We start from the raw sequence: 18,250 nt of genomic DNA on the forward strand, positions 1-18,250 counted from the left end.
GGCATAGTTGCACTCACCAGTTGACACCACCGCGTCCTGGGCGCGTGAGCCCATCGTGATCGGATCTCCATGGCACTCGACGCAGATGACGACCCCGGTCGTGCTCGGCCCGGACAATGTCGCGACCATCACCGACCCCGATCAGGCGGCAGGGGACGTGATGCTGGCAGTGTTCTCCGCGCTCGTTCACCGGAAGGGCCCGAATCGGGATGGCATACTGAAAGCGCTGGCTGAGGCGCTGGACACGATTGAAGTGGCGACCGCGAAGTACATCGCCGAGTTCACGGAGACCGGCCTCGATGCAGGCCCGGCGCGAGAGTTCTGGAGGGAACTGATGGCCGGAGCGACCTACCACTACCCGTCCCAGATGCGGCTGCAAGGCCGTCAGGAAGGCCATGCGGAGATGGCGGCCAACTCGGTCTTCACTGTGTTGAAGCGGCGGGGGATCCCGGTGTCCGAGGAGGTCCGGGAGAGGATTTCGGGCTGTCGTGACGAGGCCGTCCTCAGCAGCCTGGTGGACCGGGCCTTCGACGTGCGGTCCGCCGATGAGCTTCTTGAGGGCCTCGGTGAGTAGTGCTCACCCTTTGGAGCTGAACTGATGGCCGGAGCGACCTACCACTACCCGTCCCAGATGCGGCTGCAAGGTCGTGAGGAGGGCCGTGTGGAGATGGCGGCGCACGCGGTCCTCACGGTTCTGGAGGGGCGGCGGCTCCCTGTGTCCGAGGTGGTGCGGGAGCGCATTCTCGCCTGTACGGATCAGGACGTCCTCGACGCCCTCCTCCGGCGGGCGGGGGTCGTCGCATCGGCTGAGGAGCTTTTGAACGACCTTCCGAAGGACGGTTCCTCGGTGGAGTGATCCGCGCTTCGGGGCGGGGACGCGCCCCCGCCCCGGGGCGCCTACAGCCTCCCCTGGGCCTTCATGGCGATGTAGGCGTCGGCCAGGGCCGGGGCGATCGTGTCGGGCGGGGCGTCCACGACCTCCACGCCGCGCTTCCGCAGCTCGGCCGTCACGCGCCTGCGGTCGGCCATGGTCCTGCGCGCCGCCGCCGACCGGTACACCGCCCGGGCGTCCCCGCGCTCGGCGGCCATCGACTCCACCGCCGGGTCGGACACCGCCGCCAGCATCACCGTGTGGCGCGACGTCAGGGCCGGGAGCATCGGCAGCAGCCCCTCCTCCAGGGCCGAGGCGTTCAGGTCGGTCAGCAGCACCACCAGCCGCCGCGAGCGCCCCTGGCCGCCCAGCACCGCCGAGGCCATGGCGGCCGGGTCCGACTCCACCAGCTCCGCCTCCAGCGGGGCCATCGCCTGCACCATCGACGGCACCGACGTCCCCCGCCCCCGGGTGCGCACCTGGGCCCGCACCCGGCGGTCGAACGCCAGCAGGTCCACCCGGTCGCCCGCCTTGGCGGCCAGCGCCGCCAGCAGCAGCGCCGCGTCCATCGAATGGTCCAGCCGGGGCACGTCGCCCACCCGTCCGGCCGAGGTCCGGCCGGTGTCCAGCACCAGCAGGATGCGCCGGTCCCGCTCGGGCCGCCAGGTGCGCACCACCACCGACTCACGGCGGGGCGGCGNGCCAGTCGATGGAGCGCACGTCGTCCCCGGGCACGTACTCGCGCAGCGAGTCGAACTCGCTGCCCTGCCCGCGCACCAGGGCGCTGGTGCGCCCGTCCAGCTCGCGCAGGCGGGCCAGCTTGCCCGGCAGGTGGCGGCGGCTGTGGAACGGCGGCAGCGCGCGCAGCGACCACGGCACCGTGTGCGTGGCCTGCCGCGCCGCCAGCCCCAGCGGGCCCAGGCAGCGCACCGTCACCCCCGCCGACGCGTGGTCGCCGCGCCGCTGCGGCTCCAGAACGGTCTCCAGGCGGCGCCGCTCGCCGCCCGGCACCCGCAACCGGTGCCGGGACGGGCGCGCCCCCGTGCTCGGCGGCCAGGCGTCGCGCAGTACCCCGCGCAGCGCCCGTCCGGACGGGTTGGCCACCACCAGCTCCACCCGCGCCGTCTCGCCCAGCCGGACCGACGTGTCGCCGGACCGCTCCAGGCGCACCCGGCGCGCGCTGGGGGCCAGCGCCGCGTCGGTGCCGATGAGCACGGCGACCAGCGCCACCGACGCCCACGCCGCCCACGCGGCGAGCGCACCGGCGGCCAGTACCACCGGAACGGCGGCGAAGGCGAGCGCCACCGCGCGCCCCGTGACCGCCATCACCGGGGGACCGGGACCGCGGACAGCACGCCGTCGAGCACCCCGTCGGCGGTCGCGCCCTCCAGCTCGGCCTCCGGGCGCAGCGCCACCCGGTGCCGCAGCGTCGCCCGTGCCAGCGCCTTCACATCGTCCGGCGTCACGTAGTCCCGCCCGGACAGCCAGGCCCACGCCCGCGAGGTGCGCAGCAGCGCGGTCGCCCCGCGCGGGGACGCGCCCAGCTGCAGCGACGGGGACTGCCGGGTGGCCCGGCACAGGTCCACGATGTAGCCCAGCACCTCCTGGGAGACGCGCACCGACGCCGCGGCCGTGCGCGCCGCGGCCAGCTCGGACGGTCCGGCGACCGGCCGCACCCCGGCCGCGTCCAGGTCGGACGGGTCGAACCCGGCGGCGTGCCGGGCCAGCACCCCCACCTCGTCGTCCCGCTCGGGCAGCGGCACCACCAGCTTGAGCAGGAACCGGTCGAGCTGGGCCTCGGGCAGCGGGTAGGTGCCCTCGTACTCCACCGGGTTCTGGGTGGCGGCCACCAGGAACGGGTCGGGCAGCGGCGCCGGGTCCCCCGCCACCGTCACCTGCCGCTCCTCCATGGCCTCCAGCAGCGCCGCCTGTGTCTTGGGCGGGGTGCGGTTGATCTCGTCGGCCAGGAACAGGTTGGTGAACACCGGTCCGCGGTGGAACTCGAACTGGGCGGTGCGGGCGTCGTAGACCATCGACCCGGTGACGTCGCCGGGCATCAGGTCCGGGGTGAACTGGGTGCGCTTGTGGTCCAGGTCCAGCGCCGCGGACAGGGCGCGCACCAGCAGCGTCTTGGCGACGCCCGGGACGCCCTCCATCAGCACGTGGCCCCGGCACAGCAGGGCCACGACCAGGCCGGTCACCGTCTCGTCCTGGCCGACCACGGCCTTGGCGACCTCGTGGCGCACGGCGCCCAGGGCCTGCCGCGCGTGCTCTGCGCTGGGCGCGCCCTGCGGGGTGAAGGCGGTCATGCTTCCCTCTCTCGGTGATCGAGGCTCGGTGGGTCAGGGCGTGGCGCCCGCGGCCCGGGGCGGGCCGCTCAGGCGCCGGGGGAGAGCCGCCGCTCCAGGCGGTCGAGGTCGTCGGCCAGGGCCGCCAGCGCCGCGTCGTCGGCCGGGGCCCCGCCCTCCGGGGCACCGTACAGCAGCAGCCGCACCCGGGCCGGGTCGTCCCCGGTGCGCCGGGCGACCGCCGCGGCGACCGCGTCGGCGTCCGCGTCGGCCGTGAGCCCGACGGCGGTGCGCAGCCGCTCGGCGGTGTCCGCGCGCAGCGCCGCGGCCGCCCGGTCCCGGGCCCGCCGCGCGGCGTACAGCCGCGCCCGCCCCTCGGTGGTCTCGGCGGCGCGGACGACGACCGGCAGGCGCTCGGTGACGAGCGGCCCCAGGCGGCGTCCGCGCCACAGCGCCAGCAGCCCCAGAGCGGCGCCCAGCGGCACCAGCGACCAGCGCAGCGACAGCGGGAGCAGGTCCCACAGGGTGCTCTGGCCGCCCTGCGTCGGCACGTCGGGCAGGAACCACACGACGTCCCGCCCGGCGGCCAGGTTGAGCATCAGGGCGGCGTTGCCCTCCCGCCCCAGGCGCTCGTTGGTCAGCGGCGCGGTGTCGCCCAGAACGGTGGTGGCGGCGCCGTCCGGGCGTTCGGCGACGACGAGGCCGTCCCCGCCGTCGACCGGATAGCAGCCGGTGCCGCCGCCGCTGTAGGACTCGGCGCCGAGGTCGGCGGCCCCGGCCGCGCGCGCGGCGGGCAGTGCGCATTCGGGCTCGGGGACGGCCCCGTCACCGCGCCCGGCCACCTCGACGGCGGGGGCGAGGATGCGCAGGGCGGGTCCGGTGGGCCGCACGGCCAGCACGTCGGCGTCGGAGGCGGCCAGCCGCTCCAGCTCGTCCCGGGTCAGCCTGTGGCTCGCGGACAGCACCACCAGCGCGTCACCGGAGGCGGCGTCGAGGGCCGAGCCGCTGTCGCGGGCCACGGTCACCTCGCCGCCCTGCTCCTCCAGGATGGTCACCAGCGCGCGCGAGCCCTCCGGGGTGGACGCCTCGGGCTCCAGCGAACCGGTGCGCTCGGGGCGCGCCCCCAGGGACACGATGAAGGAGAGCAGAACGAGCACCGCCGCGACGGCGATGGGCCCGCGGGCGCCCGCCTGCGATGGGGGAGCGGTCGTCACCGGGCGTCCTCCCGGGGGCGCGCGGCGGACAGCGTCTCGTCGAGTTCGCGCAGCGTGCGGTAGCCGTCGGGGGTGGCGGGGCGGTCGCCGTAGGCGCAGTCGTTGAACACCGCCGCGGCCGCCTCCAGCGCGCCCTTCTGGGCGGGCATCGCCTCGCCCGCGTCGGCGGCCAGCTCGGTGGCGGTCCGCCCGGGGCGCGGCGGCACCACGCCGCGCTCCTCCAGCTCCAGGGCGATGGCGCGCAGCCGCTCGCGGACCGCCGCCGAGTAGTCGCCGCCCGCGGCGTGCCGCTCGGCTGCGGCGCGGTGGTCGGCGGGGGTCGCCGGAGCGCGGTCGCCGAAGAGGGCCTGCGCGGTGCGCGCGTTGCGGGACGGCCGGGCGTAGACGATGACCGCGATGACGACGAGCACCAGCAGCGCCAGCAGCGGCCCCAGGGTCCACCAGCCGCCGGGCAGGTTGCCCGAGACGCCTCGGAGGAACTCGTTCACCAGGTCCGACAGGGCGCTGAAGACGCGCTGGAGCCACCCCGGCTCGGCATTGCCGTAGGCGGGGTCGGACAGCTCCTCACCGGCGATGCGGGCGCCCTCCTCGCGGGTCACCACGGCGCGGCCCCCGGGGCCCCGGCGGCGGGCGGTGCGGCGGGCGGCTCGGGCAGGTACACCTCGGGCCCGATGCCGCGGCCCTCCTGGGCGGCGGCCTGCAGCCGCAGGTCGAGGGCCTCACGGCGCATCCGCAGGTCGACGTAGAGCAGCCCGGTCACCCCGCTCAGGAACGGGGAGGTCACCGCGCCCCCGACGACCGCCCCCAGGAAGATCACCGCGGCGTAGACCACGGCGGCCAGCGCCGCGTCGGGGATGAACGCCATCCCCACCGCCCCGCCGATGGAGAACGGCGTGGCCAGGACGCTCGCCACCATCTGGGTGACCAGCGAGGCCAGCAGCAGGATGCCGAAGGTGCGCCACCAGGACTGGCGGGTCAGCCGCCAGGACCGGGCCAGCGCCCGCCCGGCGCCCATCCGCTCCAGCACGGCGGCGGGCATCGCCAGGGCGGTGCGCACGTAGACCCACACGCCCAGCACGGCGGCGAGCAGCATGCCGCCGATCATGACCGGCACACCGACCGCGGGATCGCCCTCAACGGCCAGGAACACCCCGCCGATGAGCGCGCCGAGGAACAGCACGAACCAGCCGACGCCCATGAGCAGCAGGAGCCCGGCCACCCCGAGGACGGCGCCGGTGCGCGGGGCGAACCAGGCGAACGCCTCGCGGACGGTGGGCCGCTGCCCGAGCACCGCCATGCCGATCACCGCGGCCAGCACCCCGGCCAGGACCGCCGCGCCGACGAACTGCACCACCAGCCCGGCGGCGTTGAGCGCCAGGGTGCCCACGGAGAACGGGAAGGCCGTCTCGGCGGAGGCCCCGGCGTCGACCTGGGCGGTGACCCGGTCGATGTCGTTGAGCATGCTGCCGCTGCCGATCGACGGCAGCAGCGCGATGACGGCCGACAGCATCACCGCGATCCCCATGACCGTGCGGGGGTTGCCGCGGATGTAGGAGAAGGCGCCGTTGAAGATGTCGCCGAGGGTCAGCGGGCGCAGCGCGATGATGCCGGGGCGCGGCACCGGCGGCGGGCCCCACCCCCATCCGGGGGCGCCCTGGCCCGGGGGCGGGTACCCGCCGGGCGGTGCGTACCCGCCCGGCGGCGCGTACCCCGGAGGAGCGAAGCCGGGCGGCGCGGCGGGGTCCTGCGGCGGGGGCGTCCCCCCTCCGCCGGGAACGGCCCAGGGGCCCGGGGACGGTGCCCCCTCAGGGCCCGGACCGCCTCCGGGGCGGCCCTCGTCGTGCGTCATCTCTCCTCCGCCGTCCGTCCGTCGCGTGGGGATACCCACGCTATGCCAGATCTCCCGCGGGACGGGCGCGGGCCGGTGGGGGCGTGTGCCCGCGCCCCTCGTGAGCGGCGCGTCCGTCCGTTCGTTTTGTATGCTTTCGGTTATCTACCGACCAAGTCGCGCGATGTTCCGAAGGCGGACCGCACAGGCGGCGCCCACGGACGGCGGGCGGGGGCGGGGAGCACAGCGATCGGGCGGAGGCCGCGGGACGACCGGGGCGAACCGCAGCCGGACCAGCCGGGGAGATGGCAAGGTGTGGGGGAGAACACGGCTCCCGCCAGGGACCCCGGCAGTAGTGACCGCAGTTCGCCGCTTAAGTGTCCAGAAAGGAGAAGGCGCTGGGTGACGCGTCCCCCTGCGGGGAGGCGGACCGGGTGCCGGAAGCATTGATGAAGGGACGCGTACTGGTCGTCGACGACGACCTCGCCCTCGCCGAGATGCTCGGCATCGTCCTCAGAGGCGAGGGCTTCGAGCCGACGTTCGTGCACGACGGGGACAAGGCGCTGGAGGCCTTCCGCGAGTCCAAGCCCGACCTGGTCCTGCTGGACCTGATGCTGCCCGGCACCGAGGGCATCGACGTGTGCCGGCAGATCCGCGCCGAGTCGGGCGTGCCGGTGGTGATGCTGACCGCCAAGGGCGACACCGTCGACGTGGTGCTCGGCCTGGAATCGGGTGCCGACGACTACATCGTCAAGCCCTTCAAGCCCAAGGAGCTGGTGGCGCGCGTGCGCGCGCGGCTGCGCCGCACCGAGGAGCCCGCCCCCGAGGTGCTCCAGATCGGCGACATCACCATCGACGTGGCCGGGCACGCGGTGCGCCGCGACGGCGAGCCGATCAGCCTCACCCCGCTGGAGTTCGACCTGCTGGTGGCGCTGGCCCGCAAGCCGCGCCAGGTCTTCACCCGCGAGGTGCTGCTGGAGCAGGTGTGGGGCTACCGGCACGCCGCCGACACCCGCCTGGTCAACGTGCACGTCCAGCGGCTGCGGGCGAAGATCGAGAAGGACCCGGAGCACCCCGAGGTCGTGGTGACCGTGCGCGGCGTCGGCTACAAGGCCGGCGGCGCGGCCTGACCGGAACCGGACAGCGGCAGTGGTGAACGGCGGCACCGTAGGACCCGAGGAGACGGCCGAGGCGGCGGAGGCCGACGAGGCCGCCCCCGGGCGGCTGCACCGGGTGAGCGCGGGGCTGCTCCGCGGCTACCTGGCGGCCCAGCGGTCCGCCCGGGGCCTGGTGCGCTGGGTGCACCAGCGCTGGCGCTCCTCGCTGCAGCTGCGGGTGGTCGCCAGCACGCTGGCGATCTCGGTGGCGGTCGCCGCGGTGCTCGGGTTCTTCCTGGTCCAGCAGGTGCGCAGCGGCCTGCTGGAGGCCCAGCGCGAGGCGGCGCTGAGCGACCACGCCAACGGGGTGAGCACCGCGATCAACGCGCTGCAGGACGGCGACCAGTCGGTCGACCAGGAACGGCAGATGCAGCGGATCGTCGACGAGCTGTCCGGCGGCCGCGCCAGTTCGGGCTCCTACGACGTGGTGATCCTGCCCAGCGTGGCCGGGACCCGCGGGTTCGTCGGCGGCGACGTGCTCAGCTCCTCGATGCCCGAGCGGCTGCGCGAGCAGGTGCAGGCCTCGGGGACCGGCGAGCCCTCCTACTGGACCTACACCACCATCCGCCGGCAGTACGCGGCCGACGAGCCGGGCCTGGTGGTGGGCGCGCCGCTGTCGCACACCTACGAGCTGTACTACGTCTTCCCGCTCTCGCACGAGCAGAACATCCTCGACCTGGTGCAGAACACCCTGTTCGTGGTGGGCGCGCTGCTGAGCCTGGTGCTCGGGGTGATCTCCTACCTGGTCACCCGGCAGGTGGTCAGCCCGGTGCGGGCGGCGGCCGGGTCGGCCGAGCGGCTGGCCGAGGGCGACCTGAACGAGCGCATGCAGGTGCGCGGCACCGACGACCTGTCGCGGCTCGCGGTCTCCTTCAACGAGATGGCCGGGAACCTCCAGGAGAAGATCCAGGAGCTGGAGGAGCTGTCCAAGTCCCAGCGCCAGTTCGTCTCCGACGTCTCGCACGAGCTGCGTACCCCGCTCACCACCATCCGGATGGCCGGGGACCTGCTCTACGAGCAGCGCGACGAGCTCGACGCGGCGATGAACCGGTCGGTGGAGCTGCTCCAGGGGCAGCTGGAGCGGTTCGAGGAGCTGCTGGGCGACCTGCTGGAGATCAGCAGGCACGACGCCGGGGCGGCCACGCTGGCGGTGGAGCCGGTCGACATCCGCGACTGCGTGCTCAAGGCGGTGGGCGACTCCGAGCAGATCGCCGAGAAGCGCGGCATCAAGGTGGTGCTCCGCCTCCCGGCCGAGCCCTGCACCGCCGACATGGACTCCCGCCGCATCACGCGCATCCTGCGCAACCTGGCCGTCAACGCGATCGAGCACAGCGAGGGCCGGGACGTGGTGGTGACCGCCGCCTGCGACCGGGACGCGGTCGCGGTGGCCGTGCGCGACTTCGGGGTCGGGCTCAAGGAGGGCGAGGAGCACCTGTGTTTCGACCGCTTCTGGCGGGCCGACCCGGCCCGCGCCCGCACGACCGGGGGGACCGGACTGGGGCTGTCGATCGCCAAGGAGGACGCCCAGCTGCACGGCGGGTGGCTGCAGGCCTGGGGCGAGCCCGGCGCCGGGTCGCAGTTCCGCCTCTCCCTGCCCCGCACCTCCGGCAAGGAGCTGCGCGGGTCGCCGCTGCCGCTGGTCCCGCCGGAGCGCTCCATGGGCCGGGGGCGGGCCGCCCGCCCCGCGCCGGAGGGGGCGCCCGAGGCCGAGCCGGGGCCCGCCGCCGAGCAGGGACGGACCCCCGCCGCGGGGGAGGTCGGATGAGACGCGCCCGGACCCGCACCGGAGCCGCGGTGGGCGCCCTGGCGGTGCTCATCGCGGGGGGCTGTGCCACCGTGCCGTCGGCCGGCCCCATCGCGCAGAGCGACCGCGGCGGCGAGTCGCCCGCCGCCTCCGACTCCTACGTGCGCATGCTGCCCGCCGGTCCGCAGGCGGGGGTCAGCGAGGTGGGGCTGGTCGAGGGCTTCCTCAAGGACATGGCCAGCTTCGAGGACAACCACGCCGCCCCGCGCCGCTTCCTGCTGCCGGACCGCAGGGCCTCCTGGTCGCCGGACGACTCGGCGCTGGTGTACGAGAGCATGGACTCGGTCTCCCTGGACGTGGGGCCGGGCGCCGACGAGAACAGCGCCACGGTGCGGCTGCGCACCCCGGAGGCGGCCTCCATCGGCTCCGACGGCCACTACGTGGCCGGGGACGGCGGCGAGATCATCGACGTCGACTTCGAGCTGGAGCGCGACGAGGACGGCGAGTGGCGCATCGCCGACCTGCCCGACCGGCTCATCCTGGCCCGCGGCGACGTGGAGCGGGTGTACCGCCCGCTCAACCTGTACTTCTACAACCGGGACCGCTCCACCCTGGTGCCCGACCCGGTCTTCCTGCCGGTGACCTCCGACGACGTGGCCACCCGCCTGGCCAAGAAGGCGGTCGCCGGGCCGACCCGGTGGCTGGAGCCCGCCGTGGACTCGGCGTTCCCGGACCGGGCCACCGCGGACGTGGCCTTCGACGGCGGCCGGGTGACGGTGGAGCTCGGCGGCCGCACCCCTTCGGCGGCCGACCGCGCGGCCATGGAGGCCCAGCTCGCCTGGACCCTCAAGCAGCTCCCCGAGGTGCAGGAGGTGGTGCTGCGCGCGGGCGGCGAGGAGAGCCGCATCCCCGGGGACGAGGAGGAGTCCCTGCAGGGCGGCACCGAGCAGTGGGCCGATGTCGACCCCTCGGGGGTGGACCGCAGCCTGAACGCCTACTTCGTGCGCGAGGGCCGCCTGTGGAGCATGGAGGGCGAGGAGGACGGCGCCAGCCCCGAGGTCGCCCCCGTGCCCGGGGCGCCCGGACAGGCCGGCGGCGGGCTGGCCGGGTACGCCGTCTCGCTGGACCAGAAGCACTTCGCGGCCGTGGACGCGGAGAACGACCGGGTGATGCTGGCCGACGCCGGTGACGATGCCTTCCGCCCGGTCCTGGAGGGCGGGGAGATCGGCGCGCTGTCCTGGGACGGCTACGGCAACCTGTGGGCCGTGGAGCGGACGGACGCCGGATCCGAGGACTCCGGCTCCGGCTCCGAGTCCGAGTCCGAGTCCGGCTCCGAGGACGGGAACGGGGACGGAGACGGGGACGGCGGGGAGGCCGAGCCCTCCACACGGGTGTGGATGCTGCGCGAGGGCGCCGATCCGGTGGAGGTCACCGTCCCCGGCCTGGCCGACCGCAGGGTGACGCAGCTCCGGCTGTCCCGGGACGGCACCCGCGCCGCGGTCATCACCGAGGAGGGCGACGCCGGCGGCCGCCTGTGGGTGGGCCGGGTGTCGGTGGACTCCGACTCAGGGGTGCGCCTCGGCGGGTTCATGGCCCTGGCACGCGACGTCGGCGAGGTGGTCGACGTGGCCTGGCGCGGCGGGGACCAGCTCGCCGTCCTGGGCACCCAGCGCGACGGGGCGGTCCGCGGATACCTGGTGCCGCTGGACGGCGGAACCGCCCCCTCCAGCGTCGGCCCGCTGTCCGGCGCCCGCACCATCGCGGCCGCCCCCGACCTGCCGCTCCTGGCCGGGGCCGACGACGACCAGCTCTGGCTCACCGCCGACCGGGTGATGTGGCAGCGCGCCACCGAGGGATCGGACCCGGTCTTCCCCGGGTAGGGCCCGTCCGGGGCGCCGTCCACAGGGGCGCGGTCCGTTCCCCGCCGCGGCCCCGGTGCGTGCACGGTGGGGCCATGCCGTACTCCGCGTCCCCCTCGTCCCTCCTGCCGTTCCTCCGCGCGCTCGGCGGGCTGGCGCTGGGGGAGTGCTGCCGCGCCTGCGGGCGGCCGGGCGCCCTGGTCTGCCCCGAGTGCGCGGACGCCCTCGCCGCCCGCCCGCACCGCTGCCCTCCCCGCCCCGGCTGCCCTCCCACCTGGGCCGCCGGCCCCTACGCCGGGGCGGACCGGGCGCTGCTCCTCGCCTACAAGCACGGCGGCGCCCGTGCGCTCGCCGCGCGGTCGGGGGTCCGGCTCGCCGCCGCCGTCGCGGCGTCCGCACCGGGGCCGCGTCCGCTGCTGCTGGTCCCGGTCCCCGCCCGCCCGCAGAGTGTGCGCCGCCGGGGCGGGGACCAGACCGTCCCGTTGGCCCGGTACGCCGCCCGCGAACTGTGCCGGCGGGGGCGTGCGGCGGCGCACCGGCCGCTGCTGCGCCACCGCCGCAGGGTGGCCGACCAGGTGGGACTGGGGCGCGGTGAACGGAGGGGGAACCTCGCCGGGGCCCTGGAGGTCCGGCGGGGAGCGGCGGGCGGGACGGCGGCCGATCCGGTGCTCGTCGACGACGTGGTCACGACCGGGTCCACCCTCGCGGAGGCGGCGCGCGCCCTGCGCGCGGCGGGCATCCGCGTCCGGTCGGCGGCGGTCCTGGCGGAGCGCCGCTGAGCGTCAAAAAACTTTTTGCCCGCACCCCTGCGGGGGCCCACTCCGGTGACGGACGGGCCATCCGGGCCGTTTCCAGGAGCTCCGGGGCGAATTCTCCACCTGACAAGAGGCGTTTCTCAGGTTAGCGTTTCGGACATGGCACCCGCCCGGGTCCGTGGTTGCGCCGGGGTGCGCTGCGCCGGAAGGCGGAGCGGACCGCGGCTAGCCGATGCCAGGCGCAGGGGGAAANGGCCCACGTAAGGCGACTTTTCGTCGTCCGATCACGGTGCGCCTTAGAGGTAAGACCTGCCTCGCAGAGGGTCCGGATGACCCTCGGCCGCGGGAGAAGGGCAGTAGTCGCACGCGAAGCGGCGGACCCCTCAGCAGGCGGATGTGGGGACGAAGACCAGGTCGGCCGGGCGGGTGGCATCCTCTTCCCCGGTCCGTCCCGCGGCCCGGCGCGTCCGCGGGCCCCGGCTGTCCCGAATGTGGCGTTCCCTACCGTGAACTGGGCCTCTCCCCCACGATGCGCGGGTGATCATGGCCGCGATCCGGGGTATACGCAAAGCCATAGCGAGCAGTCGCGAGCCGTCCGGCCCCGGCGGGGCCCGACGGGCGGAAGGAGGAGCCCTTCTCATCCCCGTGCGCGCTGCGCGGCGGGGGTGCACCAACGGCCTGGCCGCCGCACGGCGGCGGCTGAGCGATCAAGGGGGTCTTGTGGACATCATCGTCAAGGGGCGACGTACCGAGATCAGCGACAAGTTCCGGCAGCACGTCGAGAACAAGCTCGCCAAGCTCTCCAAGTGGGAGCGCAAGGGCATGAGCGTCGACGTCGAGGTCTCCCGGGAGCGCAACCCGCGTCAGGCGTCCCAGAGCGAGCGCATCGAGCTGACGATCCACTCCACCGGCCCGGTCATCCGCAGTGAGGCCTCGGCCGACGACCGCTACGGCGCCCTCGACCTCGCCCTGGACCGGGTGGAGTCCCGGCTGCGCAAGGCCGTCGACCGGCGCAAGGTCGGCAAGGGGCGGCGCGCCCCGGTGTCGGTGGCGGCCGCCACCGCCGACCTGGCCGAACCGGGCGCCCCGGGCGCGGTCGCGGTCCCCGCGCCGTCCGCCCCGGCGCAGGCCTCCGGTGAGGAGGCCCGCTTCGACGACGGGTTCGTCGAGCTGGACACCCAGGGCGAGGCCCCGCTCATCGTGCGCGAGAAGTCGCACTCGGCCAAGCCCATGAGCATCGACCAGGCCCTCATGGAGATGGAGCTCGTGGGCCACGACTTCTACCTGTTCCACGACGAGGACAAGGACGCCCCCAGCGTCGTCTACCGGCGCAAGGGCTTCAATTACGGGGTCATCCGGCTGACGGACTGACCCGGCCCCCGCCCAGGGCACAGGGGCGGCGCGCCCGGCGCGCCGCCCCTGCGCGCGCCCCGGCCCGGTGCTCAGGTCCCGGCCCGGCGGTGCTCGCTCTCCAGCTCCCGGTCCCGCTCCTTGATCTTGTGCAGCGGCGTGCTGTGCGGCTCCTCGGACTCCCGGTGCGGGTCGTCCAGCACCACGTCGGTGAAGATGTCCCCGGCCACGCACACGGCCAGCCCGGCCAGGGCCGCCACCGCCGCGACGGCCAGCAGCCACGGCGCCGCGGCCACCATCGCCAGCGCTGCGGCCAGCGCACCGGCCACCACCAGCGCGACCCCGGTCCAGGAGCGCCCCCGGCCGCGGTGGCTGTTGGTCGGGGCGAAGCGCCCCCCTTCCCTCTGGTAGCCCCGGATGCGGGCGTCGTAGCGTCCGGCGTCCCGTCCGGCGGCCTCCTCGCGCTCACGCCGATCGGTCATGGCGGGCTCCCCCTTTCCCGTGCCCCTGAACCGTCGTCCGCGGCCTGCGCGGACACCCCCTCCTGACGGATATACCCCGTGGCGCCCCCCTGTCCGCACCCGCCCGCGCCCATGCGCGGTGCGCGCGGGAACGCGGGCGGGGCGGCGAGGCAATAAGCTCGCCTAGGATGGAAGGCTGGGGGTCAAGGACACCGTCCCGCCTCCGGACGCGGGCCCCGATCTGCTGAGGAGCGCAGAGCAAGTGCCAGGCATACTCGACAAGGTCCTCCGCGCGGGAGAAGGCAAGATCCTGCGCAAGCTCAAGAAGCTCACGGACCAGGTCAATTCGATCGAGGAAGATTTCGCCGACCTCAACGAGGCCGAGCTCCGCGCGCTCACCGACGAGTACCGGGAGCGCCTCAAGGACGGAGAGAAGCTCGACGACCTGCTCCCCGAGGCCTTCGCCACGGTCCGCCGCGCCGCCCAGCTCACCCTCGGCCAGCGCCACTTCGACGTCCAGATCATGGGCGGGGCCGCGCTGCACCTCGGCAACATCGCCGAGATGAAGACCGGTGAGGGCAAGACCCTGACCTCCACCCTGCCGGTGTACCTGAACGCGCTCACCGGCGACGGCGTGCACGTGGTCACCGTCAACGACTACCTGGCCCGCCGCGACGCCGAGAACATGGGCCGCATCTACCAGCTGCTCGGCCTCGAGGTCGGGGTGATCAGCCCGGACATGAAGCCCGAGGCGCGCCGCGCGGCCTACGCCGCCGACGTCACCTACGGCACCAACAACGAGTTCGGCTTCGACTACCTGCGCGACAACATGGCGCTGTCCATGGACGCGCTCGTGCAGCGCGGCCACAACTTCGCCATCGTCGACGAGGTCGACTCCATCCTCATCGACGAGGCCCGCACCCCGCTGATCATCAGCGGCCCGGCCCAGCAGAACTCCCGCTGGTACGAGGTCTTCGCCAAGCTCGCCCCGCGCCTGCGCCGGGACGAGGACTACGAGGTCGACGAGAAGAAGCGCACCGTCGGCATCAACGAGTCCGGCGTCGCCAAGGTCGAGGACCAGCTGGGCATCGAGAACCTCTACGAGCCCGCGAACACGCCGCTGGTCTCCTTCCTGAACAACGCGATCAAGGCCAAGGAGCTCTACCGCAAGGACAAGGAGTACATCGTCAACGACGGCGAGGTGCTCATCGTCGACGAGTTCACCGGGCGCGTGCTCCGCGGCCGCCGCTACAACGAGGGCATGCACCAGGCCATCGAGGCCAAGGAGCGCGTGAAGATCAAGGACGAGAACCAGACGCTCGCCAAGATCACGCTGCAGAACTACTTCCGCCTCTACGACAAGCTCTCGGGCATGACCGGCACCGCCGAGACCGAGGCGGCCGAGTTCCACCAGACCTACGGCATCGGCGTGGTGCCCATCCCCACCAACAAGCCGATGATCCGCGCGGACGAGAAGGACCTCGTGTACAAGCACGAGGAGGGCAAGTTCGACGCGATCGTCGAGGACATCGCCGAGCGCCACGAGGAGGGCCAGCCGGTCCTGGTGGGCACCACCAGCGTGGAGAAGTCCGAGCTGCTGTCCAAGCTGCTCAAGCGCCAGGGCGTGCCGCACGAGGTGCTCAACGCCAAGAACCACGCGCGGGAGGCCTCGATCGTGGCCCGTGCCGGGCGGCTGGGCGCGGTCACCGTGGCCACCAACATGGCCGGCCGCGGCACCGACATCATGCTCGGCGGCAACGCCGAGTTCATGGCCGACGAGGAGCTGCACGGGCGGGGCCTGACCCCGCTGGAGACCCCCGAGGAGTACGAGGCCGCCTGGCCGGAGGCGCTGGAGAAGGCCGAGAAGGAGGTCGCCAGCGAGCACGAGCAGGTCGTCGAGGCCGGCGGGCTGTACGTGCTGGGCACCGAGCGGCACGAGTCGCGGCGCATCGACAACCAGCTGCGCGGCCGCTCGGGACGCCAGGGCGACCCCGGCAAGAGCCGGTTCTACCTGTCGCTGCGCGACGACCTGATGCGCATGTTCAACAGCGCCCGGGTCGAGATGATCATGGAGCGCACCAACTTCCCGGACGACCAGCCGATCGCCTCCGGCATGGTCACCAAGGCGATCCAGAGCGCGCAGACCCAGGTCGAGGCGCAGAACTTCGAGATCCGCAAGAACGTCCTGAAGTACGACGAGGTGCTCAACCGGCAGCGCAAGGTCATCTACTCCGAGCGCCGCAAGGTGCTGGAGGGGGCCGACCTGCAGGACCAGGTCGCCGGGATGGTCGACGACGTGCTGGACGGCTACGTGCGCTCGGCCACCTCCGAGGGCGACGCCGGCGACTGGGACCTGGACAAGCTCTGGACCGCGTTCAAGCAGGTCTTCCCGATCTCCTTCACGGTGGACGAGCTCATCGAGGAGAACGGCGGCCTGGGGTCGCTCTCCGCGGACCTGATCTCCGAGCGGGTGCGCGAGGACGCGCACGCCGCCTACACCCGCCGTGAGGAGGAGGTGGGCGCGGAGGCGATGCGCGAGGTCGAGCGGCGCATCGTGCTGCAGGTGATGGACCGCAAGTGGCGCGAGCACCTGTACGAGATGGACTACCTCCAGGAGGGCATCGGCCTGCGCGCCATGGCCCAGCGCAACCCGCTGATCGAGTACCAGCGGGAGGGCTACGACATGTTCCAGGAGATGCTGGCCGCCATCAAGGAGGAGGCGGTCGGCCACATCTTCAACGTCGAGGTGCAGGTCAAGGGCAAGAAGGAGGTCAGCGCCTCCTCCGCCGCGGCGGCCGCGGCCGCCAACGGCGCGGCCGTGTCCGCGGCCGTGGGCACCGCCGCCGAGGAGGAGGCCGGGGCGGACACCGCCGACGCTGCCGAGGCCGAGGACGCCGAGGACGCCGAGGACGCCGAGGACGCCGACGCCGCCGAGGAGGTCGTGGTCCCGGGCTTCGGCGGCGACCGCGGCCCGGACCGGCTGCAGTACTCGGCCCCGTCCGAGGACGGCGGGGTGGACAAGCGGACCGAGACGGTGGAGGACTCCTACGCCGGGACGCCGCGCAACGCCCCCTGCCCCTGCGGGTCGGGTAAGAAGTTCAAGAAGTGCCACGGCGACCCGAAGAACAAGTAGCCGCACGGGCGCACACGCGAACGGCCGGGGCCGCCCCCTCCACGGGGGCGGCCCCGGCCGCGTTCCGCGGGGCGCAGGGGCGTCAGCCGGTGCCGCCGCCCTTGCCCGTGCCGCCGCCCGAGGCGGTCCCGCCCTCGGCCGGGGCGGCCGAGCCGCCCGGCTGGTCCGGGTTGGCCGCCACGGAGGCGTTCTCCTCGATCGGCTCACGGCCCGGCGTGGGCAGGTTGAGCTTCTTGATCAGGAAGGTGAAGACCGCGTAGTAGATCACGAAGTACACCGCGCCCAGCCCCAGGATCCACACCAGCCCGGTGGTGTTGGACTTGAAGGAGTTGAGCAGCAGGTCGATCAGGCCCGCGGAGAACCCGAAGCCCAGGTGGGCGTCGAGCGCGTTCAGGATCGCCATCGAGACGCCGGTGAGCACCACGTGCACCGCGAACAGCACCGGGGCGATGAAGATGAACGCGAACTCGATCGGCTCGGTGATGCCGGTGACGAACGCGGTCAGCGCCGCCGAGATCATGATGCCGCCGACCGCGGCCCGCTGGCTGGGGTGCGCGGCGCGCCACATGGCGATGGCGGCGGCGGGCAGGCCGAACATCAGCACCGGGAAGAAGCCGGACAGGAAGCCGCCCGCGGTCGGGTCCCCGGCCAGGTAGCGGTTGATCTCGCCGTTGACGACCTCGCCGGTGACCGGGTTCTCGTAGCTGCCGAACACGAACCACACCACGGAGTTGACGATGTGGTGCAGGCCGAAGGGCAGCAGCAGGCGGTTGACGACGCCGTAGACGCCGGCGCCCAGCGGGCCCGAGGCCACGATCCAGGTGCCCAGGTCGTTGATCCAGCCGCCGACGGTGGGCCAGATGAACCCGAAGACGACCGCCATCAGCAGGGCCGAGACCGCGGTGATGATCGGGACGAACCGGCGCCCGCCGAAGAAGCCCAGCCAGGAGGGCAGCTTGATCCGGTAGTAGCGCTGCCAGAGCACCGCGGCCAGGATGCCGATCGCGATGCCGCCGAGCACGTCCGTGGGGTTCTTGACGCCCCAGTTGATGGCGGCCTCGCCGGCGTCGTTATAGGTGGTGACCGACCCCTTCAGCTCGCCGCTGGGGTCGAAGTTGAAGAACAGGTACTTGGTCACCCGGTCGAAGACCATGTAGCCGACCACGGCGGCCAGGGCGGTGGAGCCGTCGGCCTTCTTGGCGAAGCCGATGGCCACGCCCACCGCGAACAGCAGCGGCATCGCCTGGAAGAGCGAGTCGCCGGCGGCGCCGATGACACCGGCGACCGGCTCCATCCAGCCCATGCCGGCGACGTCGGCCAGGCCGCCGATCTCCGGCCCGTTGGAGCCGAGCATGTCGCCCTGGCCCAGCCGCAGCAGGATCGCCGCCGCCGGCAGCACGGCGATGGGCATCATCAGGCTGCGCCCGATGCGCTGGAGCAGGCCCAGGAGCGAGGATCCCGCCCCTGCGCCGCTCTCGGCGGATTTCGTGGAACTCAACTGGTCCTCCATGTGGTGCGGACGGATGGGATGGCGGCGCCGGCGCGTGTGCGGGGCGCGCCCGGCGGACGGGCCGTCGGCGGACGGCGTCG

At 73.9% G+C, this 18,250-nt stretch carries 14 protein-coding genes and 1 pseudogene; 8 read left to right on the plus strand and 7 right to left on the minus strand.

All coding sequences use genetic code 11. The annotated features are described in order from the left end of the window. Positions 1-85 precede the first annotated feature (85 nt). Together D476_RS39345 and D476_RS0123785 are read left to right on the plus strand one after the other, a co-directional pair. Entirely contained in the window at positions 86-574 is a 489-nt protein-coding gene (locus D476_RS39345; RefSeq protein WP_017626422.1) for a hypothetical protein, read from the plus strand. A 24-nt stretch (positions 575-598) separates the two neighbouring features. Beyond that, complete coding sequence (locus D476_RS0123785; RefSeq protein WP_017626423.1) at positions 599-856, plus strand: hypothetical protein; 258 nt, start codon at positions 599-601, stop codon at positions 854-856. Positions 857-897: 41 nt separating this feature from the next. Here the strand turns inward: D476_RS0123785 and D476_RS34305 are convergent. The 5 genes and pseudogenes from D476_RS34305 to D476_RS0123810 all read right to left on the minus strand — a co-directional run bounded on the left by D476_RS34305 (position 898) and on the right by D476_RS0123810 (position 6,222). Continuing rightward, positions 898-2,197 (minus strand): annotated as a pseudogene (locus tag D476_RS34305) (DUF58 domain-containing protein). Next, complete coding sequence (locus D476_RS0123795; protein ID WP_017626424.1) at positions 2,197-3,180, minus strand: AAA family ATPase; 984 nt, start codon at positions 3,178-3,180, stop codon at positions 2,197-2,199. The pseudogene D476_RS34305 and the gene D476_RS0123795 overlap by 1 nt, the downstream one beginning before the upstream one ends. 68 nt (positions 3,181-3,248) lie before the next feature. Further along, positions 3,249-4,373: a DUF4350 domain-containing protein gene (locus D476_RS0123800; protein WP_017626425.1), complete on the minus strand. Its 1,125-nt coding sequence runs from the start codon at positions 4,371-4,373 to the stop codon at positions 3,249-3,251. Then, complete coding sequence (locus D476_RS0123805) at positions 4,370-4,972, minus strand: DUF4129 domain-containing protein (RefSeq protein WP_020380489.1); 603 nt, start codon at positions 4,970-4,972, stop codon at positions 4,370-4,372. Before D476_RS0123805 ends, D476_RS0123800 begins: the two co-directional genes overlap by 4 nt. Beyond that, entirely contained in the window at positions 4,969-6,222 is a 1,254-nt protein-coding gene (locus tag D476_RS0123810; protein WP_026123803.1) for a glycerophosphoryl diester phosphodiesterase membrane domain-containing protein, read from the minus strand. Before D476_RS0123810 ends, D476_RS0123805 begins: the two co-directional genes overlap by 4 nt. Positions 6,223-6,650: 428 nt before the next feature. Here D476_RS0123810 and mtrA point away from each other — a divergent pair, with 428 nt between their 5' ends. The 5 genes from mtrA (at position 6,651) to hpf (ending at position 13,087) form a co-directional block, all read left to right on the plus strand. Then, positions 6,651-7,331, plus strand: a complete 681-nt coding sequence (gene mtrA / locus D476_RS0123815) for an MtrAB system response regulator MtrA (protein WP_017538510.1) — start codon at positions 6,651-6,653, stop codon at positions 7,329-7,331. A 22-nt stretch (positions 7,332-7,353) separates the two neighbouring features. Further along, positions 7,354-9,123: an MtrAB system histidine kinase MtrB gene (gene mtrB, locus D476_RS0123820; RefSeq protein ID WP_239648811.1), complete on the plus strand. Its 1,770-nt coding sequence runs from the start codon at positions 7,354-7,356 to the stop codon at positions 9,121-9,123. After that, positions 9,120-10,982 (plus strand): LpqB family beta-propeller domain-containing protein, encoded by a 1,863-nt coding sequence (locus D476_RS0123825; protein WP_017626429.1) that lies wholly within the window; start codon positions 9,120-9,122, stop codon positions 10,980-10,982. Before mtrB ends, D476_RS0123825 begins: the two co-directional genes overlap by 4 nt. A gap of 74 nt (positions 10,983-11,056) precedes the next feature. Continuing rightward, positions 11,057-11,740 (plus strand): ComF family protein, encoded by a 684-nt coding sequence (locus D476_RS0123830; RefSeq protein WP_017626430.1) that lies wholly within the window; start codon positions 11,057-11,059, stop codon positions 11,738-11,740. 696 nt (positions 11,741-12,436) lie between these two features. Next, a complete protein-coding gene (gene hpf / locus D476_RS0123835) occupies positions 12,437-13,087 on the plus strand; it encodes a ribosome hibernation-promoting factor, HPF/YfiA family (RefSeq protein ID WP_017626431.1) in 651 nt (216 codons plus the stop codon). 71 nt (positions 13,088-13,158) lie between these two features. On the opposite strand, the gene D476_RS0123840 is transcribed toward hpf, so the two are convergent. Next, on the minus strand, positions 13,159-13,548 hold the full coding sequence (locus D476_RS0123840; protein ID WP_017626432.1) for a hypothetical protein: 390 nt from the start codon (positions 13,546-13,548) through the stop codon (positions 13,159-13,161). A gap of 241 nt (positions 13,549-13,789) precedes the next feature. On the opposite strand from D476_RS0123840, the gene secA reads away from it, so the two are divergent. Continuing rightward, positions 13,790-16,660 (plus strand): preprotein translocase subunit SecA, encoded by a 2,871-nt coding sequence (gene secA, locus D476_RS0123845; protein ID WP_017626433.1) that lies wholly within the window; start codon positions 13,790-13,792, stop codon positions 16,658-16,660. 82 nt (positions 16,661-16,742) lie between these two features. Here secA and D476_RS0123850 read toward each other — a convergent pair whose 3' ends face one another. Next, on the minus strand, positions 16,743-18,158 hold the full coding sequence (locus D476_RS0123850) for a PTS transporter subunit EIIC (RefSeq protein WP_017626434.1): 1,416 nt from the start codon (positions 18,156-18,158) through the stop codon (positions 16,743-16,745). Between the last annotated feature and the right edge of the window lie 92 nt (positions 18,159-18,250).

It is taken from the genome of Nocardiopsis chromatogenes YIM 90109 (genome assembly GCF_000341185.1).
GTDB classification, from domain to species: Bacteria; Actinomycetota; Actinomycetes; order Streptosporangiales; family Streptosporangiaceae; genus Nocardiopsis_A; species Nocardiopsis_A chromatogenes.

Coding starts and splice junctions, on each gene's coding strand:
- D476_RS39345 (WP_017626422.1), top strand. CDS start 86: ATGACGACCCCGGTCGTGCTCGGCCCGGACAATGTCGCGACCATCACC.
- D476_RS0123785 (WP_017626423.1), top strand. CDS start 599: ATGGCCGGAGCGACCTACCACTACCCGTCCCAGATGCGGCTGCAAGGT.
- D476_RS0123795 (WP_017626424.1), bottom strand. CDS start 3,180: ATGACCGCCTTCACCCCGCAGGGCGCGCCCAGCGCAGAGCACGCGCGG.
- D476_RS0123810 (WP_026123803.1), bottom strand. CDS start 6,222: ATGACGCACGACGAGGGCCGCCCCGGAGGCGGTCCGGGCCCTGAGGGG.
- mtrA (WP_017538510.1), top strand. CDS start 6,651: ATGAAGGGACGCGTACTGGTCGTCGACGACGACCTCGCCCTCGCCGAG.
- D476_RS0123825 (WP_017626429.1), top strand. CDS start 9,120: ATGAGACGCGCCCGGACCCGCACCGGAGCCGCGGTGGGCGCCCTGGCG.
- D476_RS0123830 (WP_017626430.1), top strand. CDS start 11,057: ATGCCGTACTCCGCGTCCCCCTCGTCCCTCCTGCCGTTCCTCCGCGCG.
- D476_RS0123840 (WP_017626432.1), bottom strand. CDS start 13,548: ATGACCGATCGGCGTGAGCGCGAGGAGGCCGCCGGACGGGACGCCGGA.